This is a genomic window from Thermus sp. KWY1, assembly GCF_057547025.1.
Genome location: NZ_BAAJPG010000007.1, coordinates 1 through 17,400 on the forward strand (window position 1 = coordinate 1; position 17,400 = coordinate 17,400).

21 protein-coding genes are annotated in these 17,400 nt (G+C 66.3%); 9 read left to right on the plus strand and 12 right to left on the minus strand.

What is annotated here, in order from left to right:
• Window positions 1-144: 144 nt before the first annotated feature.
• The 7 genes from AC27GT_RS01740 to AC27GT_RS01770 all read right to left on the minus strand — a co-directional run bounded on the left by AC27GT_RS01740 (window position 145) and on the right by AC27GT_RS01770 (window position 6,551).
• Window positions 145-573 carry a c-type cytochrome gene (locus tag AC27GT_RS01740; protein ID WP_015715962.1) on the minus strand — a complete coding sequence of 143 codons (429 nt, stop codon included), beginning with the start codon at window positions 571-573 and terminating at the stop codon, window positions 145-147.
• 28 nt (window positions 574-601) lie between these two features.
• Window positions 602-1,672, minus strand: coding sequence for a TIGR04053 family radical SAM/SPASM domain-containing protein (locus tag AC27GT_RS01745; RefSeq protein ID WP_015715963.1), 1,071 nt, complete (start codon window positions 1,670-1,672; stop codon window positions 602-604).
• 38 nt (window positions 1,673-1,710) lie between these two features.
• Entirely contained in the window at window positions 1,711-2,721 is a 1,011-nt protein-coding gene (locus AC27GT_RS01750; RefSeq protein WP_015715964.1) for a hypothetical protein, read from the minus strand.
• Entirely contained in the window at window positions 2,718-3,332 is a 615-nt protein-coding gene (locus tag AC27GT_RS01755) for an MBL fold metallo-hydrolase (RefSeq protein ID WP_015715965.1), read from the minus strand. Before AC27GT_RS01755 ends, AC27GT_RS01750 begins: the two co-directional genes overlap by 4 nt.
• A complete protein-coding gene (gene dxs, locus AC27GT_RS01760) occupies window positions 3,319-5,166 on the minus strand; it encodes a 1-deoxy-D-xylulose-5-phosphate synthase (RefSeq protein WP_028493633.1) in 1,848 nt (615 codons plus the stop codon). The genes AC27GT_RS01755 and dxs overlap by 14 nt, the downstream gene beginning before the upstream one ends.
• Window positions 5,167-5,179: 13 nt before the next feature.
• On the minus strand, window positions 5,180-5,821 hold the full coding sequence (locus AC27GT_RS01765; protein WP_028493632.1) for a hypothetical protein: 642 nt from the start codon (window positions 5,819-5,821) through the stop codon (window positions 5,180-5,182).
• A gap of 67 nt (window positions 5,822-5,888) precedes the next feature.
• A complete protein-coding gene (locus AC27GT_RS01770) occupies window positions 5,889-6,551 on the minus strand; it encodes a PspA/IM30 family protein (RefSeq protein WP_487223436.1) in 663 nt (220 codons plus the stop codon).
• A gap of 78 nt (window positions 6,552-6,629) precedes the next feature.
• Here AC27GT_RS01770 and AC27GT_RS01775 point away from each other — a divergent pair, with 78 nt between their 5' ends.
• Genes AC27GT_RS01775 through AC27GT_RS01795 form a run of 5 tightly spaced genes read left to right on the plus strand, consistent with a single transcriptional unit; the run spans window position 6,630 to window position 10,602 of the window.
• Window positions 6,630-7,256: a TetR/AcrR family transcriptional regulator gene (locus AC27GT_RS01775; protein ID WP_041437962.1), complete on the plus strand. Its 627-nt coding sequence runs from the start codon at window positions 6,630-6,632 to the stop codon at window positions 7,254-7,256.
• Window positions 7,219-8,076 carry an ABC transporter ATP-binding protein gene (locus AC27GT_RS01780; RefSeq protein WP_015715970.1) on the plus strand — a complete coding sequence of 286 codons (858 nt, stop codon included), beginning with the start codon at window positions 7,219-7,221 and terminating at the stop codon, window positions 8,074-8,076. Before AC27GT_RS01775 ends, AC27GT_RS01780 begins: the two co-directional genes overlap by 38 nt.
• On the plus strand, window positions 8,073-9,194 hold the full coding sequence (locus AC27GT_RS01785; RefSeq protein WP_015715971.1) for an ABC transporter permease: 1,122 nt from the start codon (window positions 8,073-8,075) through the stop codon (window positions 9,192-9,194). The genes AC27GT_RS01780 and AC27GT_RS01785 overlap by 4 nt, the downstream gene beginning before the upstream one ends.
• Window positions 9,191-9,952: a hypothetical protein gene (locus AC27GT_RS01790; protein WP_487223437.1), complete on the plus strand. Its 762-nt coding sequence runs from the start codon at window positions 9,191-9,193 to the stop codon at window positions 9,950-9,952. The genes AC27GT_RS01785 and AC27GT_RS01790 overlap by 4 nt, the downstream gene beginning before the upstream one ends.
• A gap of 11 nt (window positions 9,953-9,963) precedes the next feature.
• Window positions 9,964-10,602, plus strand: a complete 639-nt coding sequence (locus tag AC27GT_RS01795; RefSeq protein ID WP_028493626.1) for an outer membrane lipoprotein carrier protein LolA — start codon at window positions 9,964-9,966, stop codon at window positions 10,600-10,602.
• On the opposite strand, the gene cysK is transcribed toward AC27GT_RS01795, so the two are convergent.
• On the minus strand, window positions 10,599-11,513 hold the full coding sequence (gene cysK / locus AC27GT_RS01800; RefSeq protein ID WP_015715974.1) for a cysteine synthase A: 915 nt from the start codon (window positions 11,511-11,513) through the stop codon (window positions 10,599-10,601). The genes AC27GT_RS01795 and cysK overlap by 4 nt on opposite strands.
• A 128-nt stretch (window positions 11,514-11,641) precedes the next feature.
• On the opposite strand from cysK, the gene AC27GT_RS01805 reads away from it, so the two are divergent.
• The 3 genes from AC27GT_RS01805 (at window position 11,642) to surE (ending at window position 13,242) form a co-directional block, all read left to right on the plus strand.
• Entirely contained in the window at window positions 11,642-12,109 is a 468-nt protein-coding gene (locus tag AC27GT_RS01805; protein ID WP_015715976.1) for an FKBP-type peptidyl-prolyl cis-trans isomerase, read from the plus strand.
• Window positions 12,110-12,230: 121 nt separating this feature from the next.
• Window positions 12,231-12,437 (plus strand): cold-shock protein, encoded by a 207-nt coding sequence (locus tag AC27GT_RS01810; protein ID WP_015715977.1) that lies wholly within the window; start codon window positions 12,231-12,233, stop codon window positions 12,435-12,437.
• A gap of 55 nt (window positions 12,438-12,492) precedes the next feature.
• Window positions 12,493-13,242, plus strand: a complete 750-nt coding sequence (surE, locus tag AC27GT_RS01815) for a 5'/3'-nucleotidase SurE (RefSeq protein WP_015715978.1) — start codon at window positions 12,493-12,495, stop codon at window positions 13,240-13,242.
• Here the strand turns inward: surE and AC27GT_RS01820 are convergent.
• Window positions 13,190-14,008: an SAM hydrolase/SAM-dependent halogenase family protein gene (locus AC27GT_RS01820; RefSeq protein ID WP_041437964.1), complete on the minus strand. Its 819-nt coding sequence runs from the start codon at window positions 14,006-14,008 to the stop codon at window positions 13,190-13,192. The genes surE and AC27GT_RS01820 overlap by 53 nt on opposite strands.
• Window positions 14,009-14,072: 64 nt before the next feature.
• Entirely contained in the window at window positions 14,073-15,539 is a 1,467-nt protein-coding gene (locus AC27GT_RS01825) for a tetratricopeptide repeat protein (RefSeq protein ID WP_487223438.1), read from the minus strand.
• Window positions 15,540-15,599: 60 nt separating this feature from the next.
• Between AC27GT_RS01825 and AC27GT_RS01830 the strand changes: the two genes are divergently transcribed.
• On the plus strand, window positions 15,600-16,301 hold the full coding sequence (locus tag AC27GT_RS01830; RefSeq protein WP_049775607.1) for a tetratricopeptide repeat protein: 702 nt from the start codon (window positions 15,600-15,602) through the stop codon (window positions 16,299-16,301).
• A gap of 41 nt (window positions 16,302-16,342) precedes the next feature.
• Here AC27GT_RS01830 and AC27GT_RS01835 read toward each other — a convergent pair whose 3' ends face one another.
• Both AC27GT_RS01835 and ispF read right to left on the minus strand, forming a co-directional pair.
• Window positions 16,343-16,939: a trimeric intracellular cation channel family protein gene (locus AC27GT_RS01835; protein ID WP_015715981.1), complete on the minus strand. Its 597-nt coding sequence runs from the start codon at window positions 16,937-16,939 to the stop codon at window positions 16,343-16,345.
• Window positions 16,932-17,390, minus strand: coding sequence for a 2-C-methyl-D-erythritol 2,4-cyclodiphosphate synthase (gene ispF, locus AC27GT_RS01840; RefSeq protein ID WP_015715982.1), 459 nt, complete (start codon window positions 17,388-17,390; stop codon window positions 16,932-16,934). Before ispF ends, AC27GT_RS01835 begins: the two co-directional genes overlap by 8 nt.
• Between the last annotated feature and the right edge of the window lie 10 nt (window positions 17,391-17,400).

Consider the following 17,400-nt stretch of genomic DNA (forward strand, 5'->3'; position numbering starts at 1 on the left):
CAAGAGGAGCCGGTGGCGCCAGGCCAGGCGCCTTGCGTAGAGAAGGTGGAACCCAGGCTCCACGGCAAGACCATTATCCCCCGCCAAGGGTTAAGGAAAAGGTGCCCGGGGCCTTTAGGCCCCGGGGGGAGGGAGTACACCGGTCTACTTGACCGGGGGACGGGACTTGAGGACCTCCTGGGGGGAAAGGGCCTTGGCCCTTTGCGCCTTCACCTCCTCGGCGCTTATGGGCTTGGCCTTGGACTTGGCGAAGGTGGTGAGGATGTGGTTCAGGAGGTCGGCCACCTCCTGGTCCTTGAGCTGGCGGAAGGGGGGCATGACCCCGTTATAGGTCTTGCCCTCCACCGTAAGGCTTCCCTGGAGGCCGTAGAGGACCACCCGGATCAGGTACTCCCGGCCTCCCTTGGCCTGGACCACCTTGTCCAGGTGGGTGAGGGGCGGGAAGGCTCCAGGGACCCCCTGGCCCGTGGCCTGGTGGCAGCTTTGGCAGTTGGCGGAGTAGAGCTTGGCCCCGGGGCTTTGCCCAAGGGCCAGAAGGCCCAGGAAGAGCAAGGCGGGCAAGAGGCGCTTCATGGCTCCATTATGGGGAACCCCGCTCCCCTTAGGCCAGGGGCATTTGTCCTAGGCCCTTAGGGATGTAGGCGCAGCGGGGGTCGGCGGCCAGGTGGTCCCCGGTTTCCGCCCAGGCCCGGGCCCGGCTTCCCCCGCAAAGCTCCCGGTACTCGCAGACCCCGCACTTGCCCTTTAGAAGGGCCTTGTTGCGGAGCTCGAGGAAAAGGGGGCTATTTCGGTAGATCTCCAGAAGGGGCTTCTCCCGCACATTGCCGGCGGAGAGGGGAAGAAACCCCGAAGGATACACCTCCCCCGTGGAGGAAACGAAGACGAAGCCGAAGCCGTCGGAGAGGTGCACCCCCCGGCCTTCCCCCACCAGGGCCCCGTCCTCCCCTCCTTCCTTCTTGCGGCGCTCCAGGGCCACCCGGCGGAACATGGGGCCTTCCGTGGTGCGCACCTTGAAGGGGTAGCGGCGGGAGAGATCGTAAAGGAGGTGCATCACCTCCTCGTATTCCTCGGGGGAGAGTTGCTCTAAAAGCGCTCCCCGGCCCACGGGTACCAGGAAGAAGACCTCCCAGGTGGCCACCCCTTTGGCCGCCAGGATCTCGGCGATGCCGGGGAGTTCCCCCTTGGTCTTTCGGGTCACGGTGGTGTTCACCTGGGTCATGAGGCCCACCTCCCGGGCCCATTCCAGGGCCTGTAGGGCCAGGGCGAAGGTGCCCGGGACTCCGCGGAAGCCATCGTGGCTTTCGGGGCTCGCCCCGTCCAGGGAGATGGCCATCTGGTGCACGGAAAGCTCCTTGAAGCGCTCCACCACCTCCCGGGTGAGCCTGGGGGTGACGGCGGGGGTGATCCCCACCTTAAGGCCCAGGCGTTTGGCCTCCTCCAAAAGGAGGAAGAGGTCGGGCCGGGCCAGGGGATCGCCCCCCGTGGGCAGGAGGATGGGCTTGGGGGTGTAGGTGGCGAGCTCCTCCAAGAGCCTCAAGCCTTCCTCGGTGGTGAGCTCCCCGGGTAAGGGGTCGGGCACCGCCGAGGCCCGGCAGTGCTGGCAGGCGAGCAGGCAGGCCCGGGTCATCTCCCAGGCCACCAGGAGGGGGAAGCGGTGAAGGTCGGGCTTCATGCCTCCAGGATGCCGCCTGGGGGTGGGGGCAGATGTCCCTAGCGGGGAAGGGTGAGGCGGTAGACCAGGGTAAGGGCCTCCCCGGGTTTAAGGGGGACCTCCAGGCGGTAGCCCTGGGGCAGATGGGTGGCCTCGGGGAAGTCCAGGCGGAAGGGCTGGGGGAAGGTTTCCGAAAGGAGAAGGGCGATGGGGTAGGGGTAGGGGTTTTTTAAGCGGGTTTCCACCCGGTAGGTGGCCTCCTTTTCGCTTTGCTGGAGCAGGCTCACCGTCCGTTCCAGCCGGCCCTCGAGGTCCCGCCCCAGCCACACCTCGGCCACCTCTCCCTCAGGGGTGGCGGGAAGCAGGGCCTGGCCCAGGAAGAAGCCTTCCTCCACCACCTCGAGGCTCCCCGGAGCCAGGGGGAAGGGTGCCTTAAAGCGGTAGCCCCGCTCCAGGGCCAGAAGCCTGTCCGTGCGGAAGGGTCCTTGGTAGCGAAGAAGCCGGGTTGGGCTTACCTGGGCCTTGAGGACAGGAATCTCCGTGGTGCCGGGCTCCAGCCGGCCCGGGGGCAGGGGGTAGCGGAAGAGGCCAAAGGGGCTTTCCCCCGAAGGAGCCTCGGCGAAGGCCCGCATGGGTATCCCCTTGGCCTCGGCCACCCCGAGAAGAGGGGCTTCCCCGGCGAGCAGGGTGAGCTTTCTGGCTTCCAGGGGGCTTCCCTCCAGCCGGAGCCGGGCCCAGAGGGTGAGCCTTCCCTCCTCCAGGGTGTAAAAGACCTCCCCGGAAAGCCCGGTGTAAAGGTAGCGCAGGGTGGCGGGCCCTTCCCCCTGGTAGCGGAAAAGGACCGTCGTTCCCTGGTAGATGCGCTCCTTTTCCTCCACCCCAAGGAGCCTTAAGGACCCCGGGGCCATGCGGGAAAGCTTTTCCCCGGCCAAATAGACCCAGGCGGAAGGGGGAAGGAGCACGGGTTCCTTGACCTCAGCGAAGCTGGGGTAGACCACCACCTCCTGGGCCCAGGCCAAGGCGCCCAGGCTCCAGAGGAGGGCTAGGAGGCCCACTTGGACTTTTCTCATACCCCCAGTTTAAGGGCCAAGGCCTCCACCTCCTGGCGGGAGAGGGGCCCTCCATGGCCCAGGTAGACGGTTTCTGCTCCCAGGTCCAGGATCTTGCGCACCGTCTTCTTGGTAAGCTCTGGGTCCTCGTTGATGAACCTGGGGGGAAGGCCCTTGCCCCTTAAGGCATCCCCGGCGATCAGGAGGCCTTCCCGGAAAAGCCCCACCTGCCCCAGGGTGTGGCCGGGAAGCTCCACCACCCGCCATCCCAGGACCTCCTCCCCTTCCTCCACTGGCCTCAAGGCCTCCCTGGGAAGGGGCGGGGCCAGGTTGGCGAGCCAGGGGCCCAGGAGGGGTATGGGTAGGGGAGGGCGGGGCTTTTCCTTGGTCAGGTAGGGCCACTCCTTGGGATGGGCCAGGATGGGAAGGCCAAACCGTTCCCAAAGGGCCCGGGCCCCGCCGCTATGGTCCGTGTGGTGGTGGGTGAGGAAGAGGAGCCTGGGGGGTTCCCTGAGGAGCCTTAGAAGCCTTCCCGCCTCCCAGGGAAGCCCGGCGTCCACCAGGAAGTACCCTTCCGCTACGGGAACCTTGTAAAGATTGGCGGCGAAGGGGAGGGCCTCAAGCCCTCTCATAGGTGGGAGGGACGCCCATTTCCGCCAGGGCCTTCCGGATGCCCTCGGCGTCGATCCCAGCCTGGCGGTGGAGGCTGGGGATGGAGCCGTGCTCCAGGAAGCGGTCGGGCAGGCCCAGGACCTTCACCTGAGGCTTCAAGCCCATCTCGTTTAGGGCCTCGAGGACCGCGCTTCCAAATCCCCCCATCCGTTGGTGGTCCTCCACGGTGAGGAGCCGGTAGCGGGCAAGCGCCTTGAGCATCTCCCGGTCCAGGGGCTTGAGGAACCGGGCGTTCACCACCCCGATCCTGGGATCGTCCGAGGCGGCCTCGAGGGCGTACTTCAAGGTCTTTCCGAAGGCCAGGATGTAGGCCTCGGTACCCTCCTTGAGCACCTCCCACCGGCCCCAGGGAATCTCGGGCCAGGCGCCCTCCGGGGCCCGTTCCACGTTGTCCCGGGGGTAGCGGATGGCGATGGGCCCTCCGATCTCTAAGGCCTTCTTCAGCATGGCCCTTAGCTCCAAGGCGTCCTTGGGGGCAGCGATCTGCAGGTTGGGGATGGTGCGCAGGTAGGCGATGTCAAAAACCCCGTGGTGGGTGGCTCCGTCGGCCCCCACCACCCCCGCCCGGTCTATGGCGAAGATCACGGGTAAGGCCTCTATGGCCACGTCGTGGATCACCTGGTCGTAGGCCCGTTGCAAGAAGGTGGAATAGATGGCCACGATGGGCTTGAGGCCCCGTAGGGCCATGCCCGCCGCCGTGGTCACCGCCACATCCTCGCAGATCCCCACGTCCAGGTAGCGGTCGGGGTGCTCCACGGAGTAGCGCACCAGGCCCGACCCCTCCCGCATGGCCGGGGTGAGGACGAAGAGGCGGGGTTCCAGATAGGCCAGCTCCGTGACGGCGTCCCCAAAGGCCTGGCTCCAGGTGTAGCCCTTGGAAACCTTCTCCGGCCTGAGGGGGTCAAAGCCCGAGGGCCCGTGCCAGTAGATGGGGTCGGCCTCGGCCACCTTGTAGCCCTTTCCCTTCTTGGTGACCACGTGGAGCAGGGTGGGGCCGTCCAGCTCCTTGAGGTGCTCCAGGATGTGGATGAGCCCCTTGAGGTCGTGGCCGTCCACGGGGCCGATGTAGCGGATCCCCCAGGCGTAGAAGGGGTTCTCCTGGTGGAGGATGAGCTTGGCCGCTTCCTTGGCCCGGTCCACCAGGCCGAAGAGCTTGGGGGAGATGTGTTCCAGGATGCTCCGGCCCAGCTTCTCGGCGTCCTGGACCCACTTTCTTATCTGAAGCTCTTTGAAGTACTTGTTGAGGGCCCCCACGTTTTCCGAGATGCTCATCTCGTTGTCGTTCAGGATGATGAGCATCCTCTTGCCTAGCTCCCCGATCTTGTTGAGGGCGGCCAGGGCCATTCCTCCGGTGAGGGCCCCATCCCCTATGACCGCCACCACGTGGTAGTCCTCCTTCGCCAGGTCCCGGGCGATGGCCATGCCCAGGGCATGGGCCAAGGAGGTGCTGGCGTGCCCGGCGGTGATGGCGTCGTGCTCCGACTCGGAAACCTTGGTGAAGCCGGAAAGCCCCCCTTCCTGCCTCAGGGTGTGGAAGCGGTCCTTGCGCCCGGTGATGAGCTTGTGGGCGTAGGCCTGGTGGCCCACGTCGAAGAGGATGCGGTCTTTAGGGGACTGGAAGACCCTGTGCAGGGCTAGGACGAGCTCCACCGCTCCTAGGGAGCTTGCCAGGTGGCCTCCGTTTTGCGCCGTGACCCGGATGATCTCGCTCCGGATTTCCTCGGCCAAGGCCAGGAGCTCCTCGAGGGTCAGGCCCTTCAGGTCGTCCGGGCTATTCACCTTGTCCAGTACCATCGTTTCCCCCTAGCTAGAAGTTCTTCTCCACCAGAACGCGGCCTTCCCGGGTGCGCACCTCCCCCACCCTGGGGGAAAACCAGACTTCCCGGGCATCCTGGCCGCGCTCGTCCTGGTAGACCTGGCGGATGCGGTACACCTGGAAGACCCCGGCGGGCAGGCGCACCTCCCGCTCCTCCAACACCTCCATGGCATAGCTCAGGCCTCCCTGGGCCAGGGGCTCCCGTCCCCCAGGGGTGAGGAGTTCCACCCGCACCGTCACCCTGCCCCCCCAGCGGTAGCCCACGGCTAGGAGGGCCTCCGGGGGGTACTCCAGGATGGGGGGGGTGAAGACCACCCGGGCGGAGGGGTCCTGGAAGCCCAAAAGCCGCACGCCAAAGGCTCCCACCTGCCGGTAGTAGACCCTGTCCTCCCCCCGGCCGAAGCTTCGGAAGCGCACCGCCTCCTGTCCCTCGTAAAGGGCCGGGCCCTCCACCCGCACCCGGTAGGGGGGGGAGGAAAGGGCCTCCCCCTCGGGCACATAGACCCACTCCAGGCCCGTGGTGGCGGGATAAAAGGCGGTTTCCTTAAGAAGGGGCCGGGCCTCGGGGGCCTGGGTGGCCTGGGGGGCACAGGCGGCCAGAAGGAGGGCGAGGGCCATAAGGTACCGCCTCATGATACGGAGTTTACCCCTTAAGCCCCGGTGGGCCGGCTCACGCTGCCCACAAGGAGGGATGCCCGGATTAGGACTGGCCAAGCTCCTTCTTGAGGCGGGAAAGCTCCTCCTCCAGCTCCTTTTCCGCGGAGAGGGCGGCGAGCTCCTTTTCCAGGTCCTGGCCATCCAGCTCCTTCAGGGCCTCGTGCCGGTCCTCCATGGAGAGGATGCGGGCCTCCATCTCCTCAAAGGCCTCGAGGGCCGGGTCGGCGTCCAGCTTGGATTCCATCCGCCGCACTGCCTCGGCGGCCTCCACCCCCTTCTTGCGGGCGAGAAGGAGCTTTTTCCTGGCCTCGGCCTCGTCGATCTTGGCCTCGAGGGCCTTGAGCTGGGTCATGAGGCGGTTCACAAGGGCCTTCTGCTCCTCCGCCTGCTGCTTGAAGCCCTCGGCCAGGTCCAGGGCCCGCTTCCTCCGCCTCAAGGCCTCCTTGGCCAAGTCTTCCCGGCCTGCCTTCAGAGCCTCCTTGGCCTTCTCCTCCCAGAGGGTGGCCTCTTGCAGGTGGCTTTCCACCTCCCGTTCCAGGCGCTTGCCCTCGGCCATGGCAGCCGCCACCTGCTCCCGGGCCTCCCTTAGGGCTTCTTTCATGTCCTCCAGGGCCTGGTTGATGATCTTCTCGGGGTCCTCGGCCCGGCGCAGCAGGTCGCTCAGGTTGGCCCGGATGAGACGGCTTAGGCGGTCCAGTAGGGTCATGGTTTTTCCTCCTAGGTTGAGTATGCCACACCCACCCTTGACCCTGGGGGAGAAAGGGGGTAGGCTTGCGCTGTAAGTATGCGCTTACTTGCAGGGCCGGAGGACCAGGGCTGGGGCAAGGATCCGGATCGCGGGTTGCTTTTGGCGGCCCTGGAGCTTTTGGCTGAGCGGGGGTACCGGGGGGCCACCACCAAGGAGATCGCCCGGCGGGCCGGGGTGAACGAGGTAACCCTCTTCCGGCGTTTCGGCAGCAAGGAGGCCCTTTTGCGGGCGGCCCTTTCCCGCTTTATCCCGGCGGGGTTTCTGGAACGCCTCCCCGCGGAGGAGGCTCCCTTGGAGGAGGGCTTGAGGCAGCTTTTAGAGGCCTACCTGGACCTCCTAAAGGCCCACCAGGCCCTTCTGCCCAAGCTGCTTGCCGAGCTTCTCCGCCACCCGGGGCTAAGGGGCGCAGGACCTCCGGAGGGCATCCTGGGTGTCCTGGAAAGGGTGGTGGGCTTCTTCCGGGCCCAGCAGCGCAAGGGTCTTCTCCGGTCCGATGAGCCTCCCGAGGAGATGGCCTTGGCCTTTGTGGGACCCTTGATGGCCCGCTTCCTTCTGGGGGAGGCTTTGGGGGTGCACCTGCCCCTGGACCCGGAGGCCTATCTGCGGGGATACCTGGAGGGTAGATATGGTGCAGGCAGAGGAGGTCAGTCGGAGCTTCGGTAGCGTCAGGGCCTTGGACCGGGTGAGCCTCGAGGTGCGCCCCGGGGAGGTCTTCGGCCTCCTGGGGCCCAACGGGGCGGGGAAGACCACCTTGGTGCGGATCCTCACCGGGGTTCTCCAGCCCGATGGGGGAAGGGCCTGGGTGGCGGGGTTGGAGGTGGGAAGGGAACCCCACCGGGTGAAGGCCAGGATCGGCTACGCCACCCAGGAGCAAAGCATTTACCGCGACCTCACGGTGGAGGAGAACCTCCTCTTCCGCGCCCGCCTGTACCGGCCCAAGGAGGCCCGCCCCCTGGCCCGGGAGGTCCTGGAGCGCTTTGGCCTTTTGCCCTACGCCCACGCCCTGGCCGGGCATCTTTCCGGGGGGTGGCGGCAGCGCCTGGCCCTGGCCCAGGCGGTGGTGCACCGCCCCGAGGTGCTTTTCCTGGATGAGCCCACCACCGGCTTGGACCCCCTTTCCCGGAGAAGCGTCTGGGAGCTCATCCATCAGGAGGCGGAGAGGGGGGCGGCGGTCTTGGTCACCACCCATTACATGGACGAGGCAGAGCGTTGCCACCGCCTGGCCCTGCTCTTCGGCGGCCGGGTGCTGGCCACGGGCACACCCCAGGAGCTGAAGGCCCTGGCCAAGGCAAGGGCCCGCTTTCTCTATGCTCCCGGGCTTTCCCTGAGGGAGGCCCGGGGGATGCCAGGGGTCCTCGAGGCCTGGCCGAGCGGAGCCGGGGTCCGGCTCATCGCCCGGAGGGAGGCTTCCTTGGGCGGATTGGAGGAGGTGGAGCCCAGCCTCGAGGACGTCTTCATCCTTCTTACCAAGGAGGTCTTATGAACCGCATCCTGGCCCTGGCGGAGAAGGAGTTCTTGCAGATCCGGAGGGACCACGTCCTGCCGCGGCTCATCGTCTTGCTCCCCACCTTGATGCTCCTCCTCTTTGGCTACGCCATCAACTTCACCCTTAGCCACATTCCCCTGGCGGTTTACGATGCCTCCCAGGACCGCATCAGCCAGGTGCTTTTGGCGGAGCTCACGAAGGAGGACCGCTTCCGCCTGGTCCACCGGGCGGCAAGCCCGGAGGCGGTGGTGCAGGCGGTGGACCGCGGCCAGGCCCGGGTGGGGCTGGTGGTGCCCCCTGGGGCCCTGGACAAGGTGCGGCGGGGGGAGAGCGTGAGCCTGGAGGTTTACGTGGATGGCTCCGACCCCAACTTCGCCTTCCAGGCCCAGGCGGCCCTGCGGAAGGCCATCCAGGAGGTCAACGCCCGCATCCTGGTGGGCCGGGCCATGGCGGGGGAGGCGGTGTTGCCCCCCTTGAGCCCCAACCTCCACACCCTCTACAACCCCGAGAACAAGACCGCCTGGTTCATGATCCCCGGCATCATCGGCCTGGTGCTCACCATGTTCACCGTCCTCCTCACCGCTTTGTCCATCGTGAGGGAGGTGGAAAGCCGCATGATGGAAAGCCTGCTGGCCTCCCCCTTGCGCCCCCATGAGATGGTGCTGGGCAAGGTGCTGCCCTACCTGTTCATCGCCTTCGGGGTGGCCCTGCTGGTGCTGGGCCTGGGGCATTTCGTGTTTGGGGTCCCGGTGCGGGGGAGCCTGGCCCTCCTCCTCTTGGCCATGTTCCTCTTCGTTCTGGGCTCGTTGGCCGCGGGGGTTCTCATCTCCACCCTGGCCCGGACCCAGGTGCAGGCGGTTTTCGGCACCTATGCCTACGCCTTTCCCACCATCTTCCTTTCCGGATTCGTCTTCCCCATAGACGGCATGCCCCGCTTTTTCCAGCTTCTTTCCTATCTGGTGCCGGCCCGGTACCTCATAGAGGTCCTCCGCGGGGTGATGCTCAAGGGAGTGGGGTTTGCGGTGCTCTGGCCCCATCTGGCGGCCCTTCTCCTCTTTTCCGCCCTGGTCCTCTTCCTGGCCTCCGTGCGCTTCCAAAGGCAGGTGGTGGCATGAAAAGGATCTGGTGGGTGGGGTGGGTGGTTTTGGGCTTGGCCCTGGCCCAGGGGCGCCTCGAGGCCGGGGTTTATGGAGTTTCGGGAAGCTTAGCCTCCACCCTCGAGGGAGGCTTCACCCTGGAGCCGGGGGAGGTCTACGGGAAGCTCCAGGTGGGGCAGGAAAGCCGGGGGGCCTTGGGGCTTTCCTCGAGCCTCGCCCTAGGGCCCCTGGGGTACCTGGCCTATGGCCTGCAAGCCGAGGTGGGGGTGGGGGGGCTTGGGGGGATGGCCTTTGCCGAAGGGGGTGCCGGCCCCCTGGCCCTGGCGGCGCGGCTCGGCTACCGCTCCAAGAGGGTTTTCCCCCTGTTCCCCGAGGAGGGGGTGTTCGGCCGGCTTTCCCTGCGTTACCGCCTGGTGCCCAAGGAGGTGGTGGGCCTGCTCTTGGAAAGGGGAGAGGTCTTGCGGGCCGAGGTGAGCTACGCCCTGAGGGAGGAGGCCACCTATACCCTGGGGGTGGGTTTTTCCGGCCTGCCCTATCTGGTTTTGGGCTGGAAGGGCGAGGTGGGGGAGGGGATGGAGGTTCTGGACCTCGCCCTGCGCTTAGGGGGGTTAAATCGCCTCGAGGCAGGGCTTTACTTAGGGGAGGCTAGCCTTTTCCTCACCCTTTCCTATCCCTTTGCGGGTAGCCTCGGGGTGTGGCTTGGGGACTTGGGGCTCGAGGGAGGATATAGGGAGGCTCCCTACGCCTGGGTCCGGTACGCCTGGAGGTGGCCATGAGGAGGAGATTTATGGAAAAACCCTGGGGTATTTTGCTCCTGGCCCTGGGCCTGGCTCTGGCGCAAAGCGTCTCCGAGATCCTGGACCGGGTGGAAAGGAACCTGCAGGACCCCTGGCAGGCGGTGGTGCAGGGCCAGATCCAGGGACCCGGAGGGCAGGAGGAGCTTAAAGCCCGGGTGCTGGCCATTCCCAAGGAAAACCTCTTCCGCATAGAGTTTCAGAAACCGGGCTCTCTAGAGGGCAACTTCACCCTGATCACGGAAAAGGAGGTCTGGAACTACCTTTACCTCACCAACCAGCTCATCGTGAGCCCCAAGGAAAAGGCCCAGGTGCAGGGCCTGGGGTTTAGCCCCCAGGGCCTTGGGGACCTGAAGGGGCTTTCCGAACGGGTGAGCCTTCGCCTTGTGGGGGAGGAGCGCCTGCCGGAGGGGGTGGTCTGGAAGCTGGTGGGCCGGGCACAGGAGGGCCAGGGTTTCGCCACCCTGGAGCTTTACATCCTGAAGAACGATCCCAGGCCCGTGCGCTTCGTGTTTCGGGACGAGGTGGGGAAGGTGATGGCCGACCTGCGGGTGGTGGAGTTCAAGAAAGCCTCCTTACGCCCCCAGGATCTCAAGCGCTACCCCAAGGACGCCCAGGTGGTGCGGCGCTAGGGTTCGGCGTAGAGGGGGGTGGTGAGGTACTTCCAGCCGCCATCCGGGCTGATGCAGGCCACCCTCTTGCCAGGGCCCAGTTCCCTGGCCACCTGCAGGGCTGCCCACAGGATCCCTCCCGAGCTCATTCCCAGGAAAAGCCCTTCCTCCTTGGCCAGCCGCCGGGCCAGGGGGAAGGCATCCTCCTCCCACACCTGGATGACCCCATCCAGAAGGGAAAGATCCAGGTTCTCGGGGATGAAGCCGGGTCCCATGCCCTGGAACTGGTGCTGGCCCATCTTGCCCCCGGAGAGGACGTTGGAGCGGGCGGGCTCCACGGCGATCACCTTCACCCCGGGGATCCTTTCCTTCAGGTACCGCCCCACCCCGGTGATGGTCCCCCCGGTGCCCGAGCCGTAGACGAAGGCGTCGATCCGCCCTTCTAGGGCCTCAAAGAGTTCCGGCCCGGTGGTCTCGTAGTGGGCCCGCACGTTGGCGGGGTTGGCGAACTGGTCGGGCATGAAGGCCCCAAGCTCCTCCTTAAGGCGCAAGGCCTCCTCCCTTGCGGCCAGCATCCGCCTCGCCGGGTCGGTGAGGACCAGCTCGGCGCCGAAGGCCTTCAGCACCCGCTTCCTCTCCTCGGACATCTGGGCGGGCATGGTGAGGATGAGGCGGTAGCCGCGGCTTGCGGCGATCATGGCCAGGCCGATCCCGGTGTTGCCGCTGGTGGGCTCCACGATGACCTGGCCGGAGCCGGGGCGGAGGAGGCCTCTTTCCTCGGCATCCTTGATCATGTACCAGGCGGGCCGGTCCTTGATGGACCCCCCGGGGTTGAGGCCCTCCAGCTTCACCCAGACCTCGGCCATGTCGGGCTCCACCACCTTGAAAAGGCGCACCACCGGGGTTTTGCCGATGATCGTTTCCACCCGCATACCCCTACTATAGGGCCTGTAAGGGAAGGGGAAGGAGCTTGGATACGGGGAAAGCTCCTTCCACCTTTCCTCCAAGGGGCGGGTCTGCTAGGCTAAGGGGAGCAAGCCTGGCTTGCGAAAGGGTGACCATGAAGGTTGAACAAGACAAGGTGGTAACCATCCGTTACACCCTCCAGGTGGAGGGGGAGGTCTTGGACCAGGGGGAGCTTTCCTATTTGCACGGGCACGGCAACCTGATCCGGGGCCTCGAGGAGGAGCTGGAAGGCCGCGAGGAGGGGGAGATCTTCCAGGCCCGTGTGCCTGCGGACAAGGCCTATGGACCCCGCGACCCCGAGGGGGTCCAGGTGGTGCCCCTCTCCGCTTTCCCCGAGGACGCGGAGGTGGTGCCCGGGGCCCAGTTCTACGCCCAGGACATGGAGGGGAACCCCATGCCCCTCACCGTGGTGGAGGTCCAGGGGGAAGAGGTGACCATTGACTTCAACCACCCCTTGGCGGGCAGGGACCTGGACTTCGAGGTGGAGGTGGTGAAGGTCCGGGAGGCTACCCCCGAGGAAATCCTTCACGGCCACGTGCACGAGGGCGGGCACCACCACTAAGCGCAAAGCCTCCCTCAGGCCCCAAGGCCCCTTGCGCTTTGGGGCTTGACTTTTTGGGTAATCCGTGGGATAGTGAAGAGTCCCTGGAAAGCCAGGTGGGTTTTCGGGATGAAGGAGAAGCATGAAGAAGGGTACCGTCAAGTGGTTTAACGCGGAAAAAGGCTACGGGTTCATCCAGCAGGAAGAGGGTCCGGATGTGTTTGTGCACTTCACGGCCATCGAGGCCGAGGGGTTTCGCACCCTGAACGAGGGTGACCGGGTGGAGTTCGAGGTGGAGGCCGGCCGGGGCGGCAAGGGCCCCCAGGCCAAGAAGGTCCGCCGCCTCTAAAGGATCTTTCCGCCCAAAGGCCCCTTCGGGGGCCTTTTTGCTTTAGGCTTAAGCCATGCGCATCCTGGTTTCCAACGACGACGGCATCTTCTCCCCCGGGATCAAGGCCCTGGGCCTGGCCATGCGGGCTTTGGGGGAGGTTTATGTGGTGGCCCCGGATGTGGAACAGTCCGCGGTGGGCCACGGGATCACCGTAAGGCGGCCCCTACGGTTCAAGCACACCGCCAGCGCGGGCTTCGGGGAGATCCCTGCCTACCGGGTGGACGGCACCCCTGCGGACTGCGTGGTGCTGGGCGTTCACCTTTTGGGCCGGCCCGATCTGGTGGTCTCCGGCATCAACATCGGGGTCAACCTGGGCTTGGACCTCACCCACTCGGGCACGGTGGCCGCGGCTTTGGAGGGCACTTCCTTGGGCATTCCCTCCATCGCCTTCAGCCTGGACACCTCGGGGGAGGAGCTCAACTTCACCCTGGCGGCGGAGTGGGCGGTGAGGATCGCCCGCCTGGTGATGCGAAGAGGGCTTCCCAAGGGGGTTCTCCTCAACGTGAACTTCCCGGCGGGGGTGCCCAAAGGGGTGAGGGTTACCCGACTTTCCACCCACCACTGGGAGGACACGGTGGTGGAACGCCTGGACCCCGAGGGGAGGCCCTACTACTGGATCGCCGGCACCCCCGTGGGGGAGGAGGAGGAGGGAACCGACCTTCACGCGGTGCGCCACGGGTACATCTCCATCACCCCCGTGAGCCTGGATTTCACGGCCGCGGATCTGTTGGGTGAGGTGGCCCGCTGGGTGGAGGAAGTATGACCACGGGCATCCCTTCCCTTAGCCCCAGGGCCTCCTTGGCGTTTCCCCGGTTGAGGGCGATCTCCAGGAGGCCTCCGCTTCCCAGGTAGGCCACGGCCTCCCCCGCTTCCACCTGGCCGAAGGTTTGGCGGATCGGGATGCGTTTCCCCGCCACCTCAACCAGGCCGTTTAGGGGAGCCTCGAGGAGGGTGGTGATGGCGTTGCCGAAGCGGTCAAAGGTGAGGATCTCTCCTTCCGGGCCTGGGGTGAGGGTGAGGGGCAGGCGTAATAGGTCCTGGGCGGGCACCTCCGGTCCAAGCCCCTCGGCAGCCAGCCCTAGGGCCAGGTGGGCTGCGGCGGGGGCGAAGAGGTCGCGGCCGTGGAAGGTGTGGCCCCCCGGGGCCCAGCCCGGCAGGGGGAGGATGCCCTTGGGGCTAGGGGGAGAGATGCAGGTGATCTCGTGGGCTCGGATGGGTGGGTCCAGAAGCCAGGCCAGGGTGAAAAGGCCGTTGTCAGGCCCCACGTAAAGCCGCCTTCCTAGGGCGGCGATGGCCCGCCTCTTGGTGCCCACCCCAGGGTCCACCACCGCCAGGACCACCGCCTGTTCCGGCAGGTAGGGGAGGGCCTCAAAAAGGGCGTAGGCAGCCCGGCGCAGGTCCTGGGGGGGTAGGGCGTGGGCCAGGTCCAGGACGGGTACCCCGGGGGCTTTTTCCCAGAGGATGGCCTTGACCACGCCCACGTAGGGGTCCTCGAGGCCAAAATCGGAGAGGAAGAAGACGGGGCGCATCCTGCCCTTAGCCTACGGGGTTTTACCTGGACCCCCACCCTGGCAAAGCCGGGACGGGGTGGCATCAGAAGCTCCGGAGCCAGGCGGCGGGGAAAAGGGCCAGGATCACCCCCGCCACCACCCAGCCCAAGGCCAGGCCCAGGGTGCCCTCCGCCCGCTCCTTGGCCCAGAGGAGGCCCGCCCCCAGGAGGAGGAGAAGGAAGGTGGGCCCGGGCACGGCCACCGCAAAGAGCAAGGCCGTCAGGTAGGGGGAAAGGTCCCGGTACCGTTCCTTAAGGACCATGGGGACCAGGCCCCGGAAGAAGGGCTCCATGAGGGCTAGGCCCAAAAAGGCAAGGAGGTTTAAGGGGAGGGTGCCTAGCCCCAAGGGCTCCCGGATCCACCCGTAGAGGAAAAGGAGGAGGACCAAGGCCGGCCCCACCCAAAACCCCTCGATCCAGCTGGACCAGGGGCCCAGAAGGGCAGGAAGGCGCTTGCGGAAGGGCCTTTGGAGAAGGAGGCTTGCGAAGAGGAGAAGGCCATAGAAGAGGTAAAAGCTGGGAAGGATCAGCTCTTTCTGGTAAGGGGTGATGAGGGCCAGGGCGTTGGCGAAAAGGGTTTTGCCCAGAAAGGCGGCCAGGAGGAGGGCCAGGAGGAGGGTGCCCAGGAGGGTCAGGTAAAGGCTTCCCGGCCCCGGCAGGGGATCCTCCACCACCTCGAGGGTGCGCAAGGGCTCAATGCGGCTTTCCCCCAGGAGGACCAGGAGCAAAAAGGCCAGGAAGACGAGAAGCCAGGGCCAGGCCTGGGCCAGGAAGCGGGCCGGGAGGTTTTCCAGGGCAGAAAGCTGTTTCAAGGCCGCCTGCCCCTGGGCAAGCTGCCCCTGCCCCAGGTAGGCCAGGGCCAGGAGGGAAAGGGCTTGGCCTTGCAGCCCGGGCTGGGTGGAAAGTTCCGGCAAGAGCCCTTCCAGAATAGGGATGGCCTCCTGGGGCTTCCCCGAGAGGAAGAGGAGGCGACCTCGCTCCAGCCTTTCCACAAGGGTGGAGCCCAGAAAGGTGAGACCCTCCTGGGGCCTTCCCAGGGCCAGATGGAGCCGGGAAAGCAAAAGGCGCGCCTCGGGGGTGGAGGGCAGGCCTTGGGCCAGCCTCAAGGCTTCCTCGTACTGGCGGAGGGCCTCGAGGGCCATGGCCTGCAGGAGGTTGGCCTCGGGCCCCGGGGGGAGGGAAAGCCTTAGCACCTCGGCGGCCTGGCCCTTTTGCAAAAGCAACCGGGCGCGAAGGAGCTGGGCCTCCGGCTCATCCCCCAGGCGTTCCAGGTAGCCTTCCACCTGCGCGAGGTCCCCCCTTTCCAGGTGGATGCGGGCGAGGAGGAGGAGGCTTGGCCGGTGCTCCGGATCGCTGGTGAGGGCCAACTCACAGGTGGCCTGGGCGCTATCCAGTGCCCCTCGTTGGTATAGGCGCTGGCAACGGGCGAAATACTCTTCGGCTCCCTGGGCCAAAGCGGGAGAGAGGAAGTGTAGGCCCAGGAGAACCAGCAATCCCCCAATAAGCCTCATGCCTTCCAGTTTACGCCCTCCCTCTCTTGTACCGGGTATAATCCCCCGCGGGTGAAACCCATGAGGCGCTGGATAACCGTACTTGCCGCGATGGTTTGGGTTGCTGGCCTGGCCCAGGCCCCCCAGGTGTCGGCCCTGGTGGATGCCGGGCGGTTTCAGGAAGCCTACGAGCTGGGCTTGAAACTGGGCACCCCCGAGGCCCTGGCCCTGGCGGCCAAGGGAGCCAGCTTTTACGCCCTTTACCAGGCCAAGCCCGAGGAGAAGCGCACCTGGTTTGAAAAGGCGGAGAAGGCGGCCTCCCAGGCCATCGCCAAGGCCCCGGATTACCCCGAGGGCTACTTTGAGCGGGCCCGGGCCCTGGGGCGGCTTTCCCAGTTCAAGGGGATCCTCGAGGCCCTGGCGGAGGGCTTGGCCCCCAGGATCCGAGGCGACCTGGAGAAGACCTTGAAGCTCAAGCCCGACCATGCCGGGGCCATGGTGGCCCTGGCCCTCTGGCACTTTGAGCTGGTGCAGAAGGGCTGGTTGGTGGCGGCCACCCAGGGGGCGGATGGCTCGAGGGTGGAGCCCCTCATGCAAAAGGCCATAGAGCTGGAGCCGGATGGGATCATCCACCGGGTGGAGTACGCCAGGGTCCTTGCCGCCTGGGGCAAGAAGGAGGAGGCCAGAAAGCAGCTGGAAACCGCCCTCTCTCTTCCCGCCAAAACCGCCGCCGACCGCTACGACCAGGAGAGGGCCCGGCAGGAGCTTGCCAGGCTGAAGTAGACCCAAGGAGCTCGGAGGCCGGGTGTATCCGGCCTCCTTTTTTACCTTGGAGTGGGGAGCCTAAGACCAAGCCGCCTTCCGAAGATCCGCAGGAGCACGGTGGCCAGGGTCCCGGCGAAAAGGGCCCCTTCCGGATGGGTGCCGTAGAGGGCATAGACCACAAGGGCTCCCACCAGGGCAGCGGAAGCGTACAGGTCCCCTGCCCGGTAGAGGATGCCCGGCACCTCTCCGGAGAGCACGTCCCGGAGCACGCCTCCCCCCACCCCTGAGAGGGTGCCCGCCAGGGCCACGCCGAAGGGGCCAAGCCCCGAGACCAGGCCCCGCTCCGCTCCCAGGGCAGCGAAGAGGCCCAGGCCCAGGGTATCCAGGTAGTAGATGAGCCGCTCCATGGCTTGTACCCTGGGGTGGAAGCGGAAGACGAGAAGCCCCGTGAGGACCACGCTCCACAAGAGGGGCTCGTTGTGCAGGGCCGTTGGGGGAAGGGTGCCCACCAGGACGTCGCGGATGGACCCACCCCCCACCGCGGTTACCGTGGCCAGCACCAGGACCCCCAGGAGATCAAATCCCTTTTCCACTCCCTTCAAGGCCCCGGTGGCGGCGAAGACCAGGGTGCCGAGCCAGACCAGGACCTCAACCATCCAAAAGCACCATGGCTCGAGCCTGCACGTGCGCTACCGCCAGGCCCTCCGAGGTCTTGAAGGTGAGGCCGATGCGGTCCAGGGGCAGGCCAAGAAGCCGGGAGAGATTTTCCAAAAGGCCCTGCCGGTGGGGGGAAAGCTTGGGCTGGTCCAGGATGATGGCCAGGCTTACCTGGATCAGCCTTCCCCCCCTTTCCTCAACGAGGCGGAGGGCCTCCCTTAGAAAGACCTCGCTGCGGGCTCCTCGCCACTTGGGGTCGGTGTCGGGGAAGAGGAGGCCGATATCCCCAAGGCCAAAGGCGGCCAGCAAGGCATCGGTGAGGGCGTGCAGGGGAGCGTCCCCATCCGAGTGGGCCAGGGCCCCGTGGGGGCTTGGAATCAGGAGGCCGCAGAGGTAGAGGGGTTTTCCCTCTATAAGGCGGTGGCTATCCTCCCCGTAACCTAGGCGCATGGCTATACTT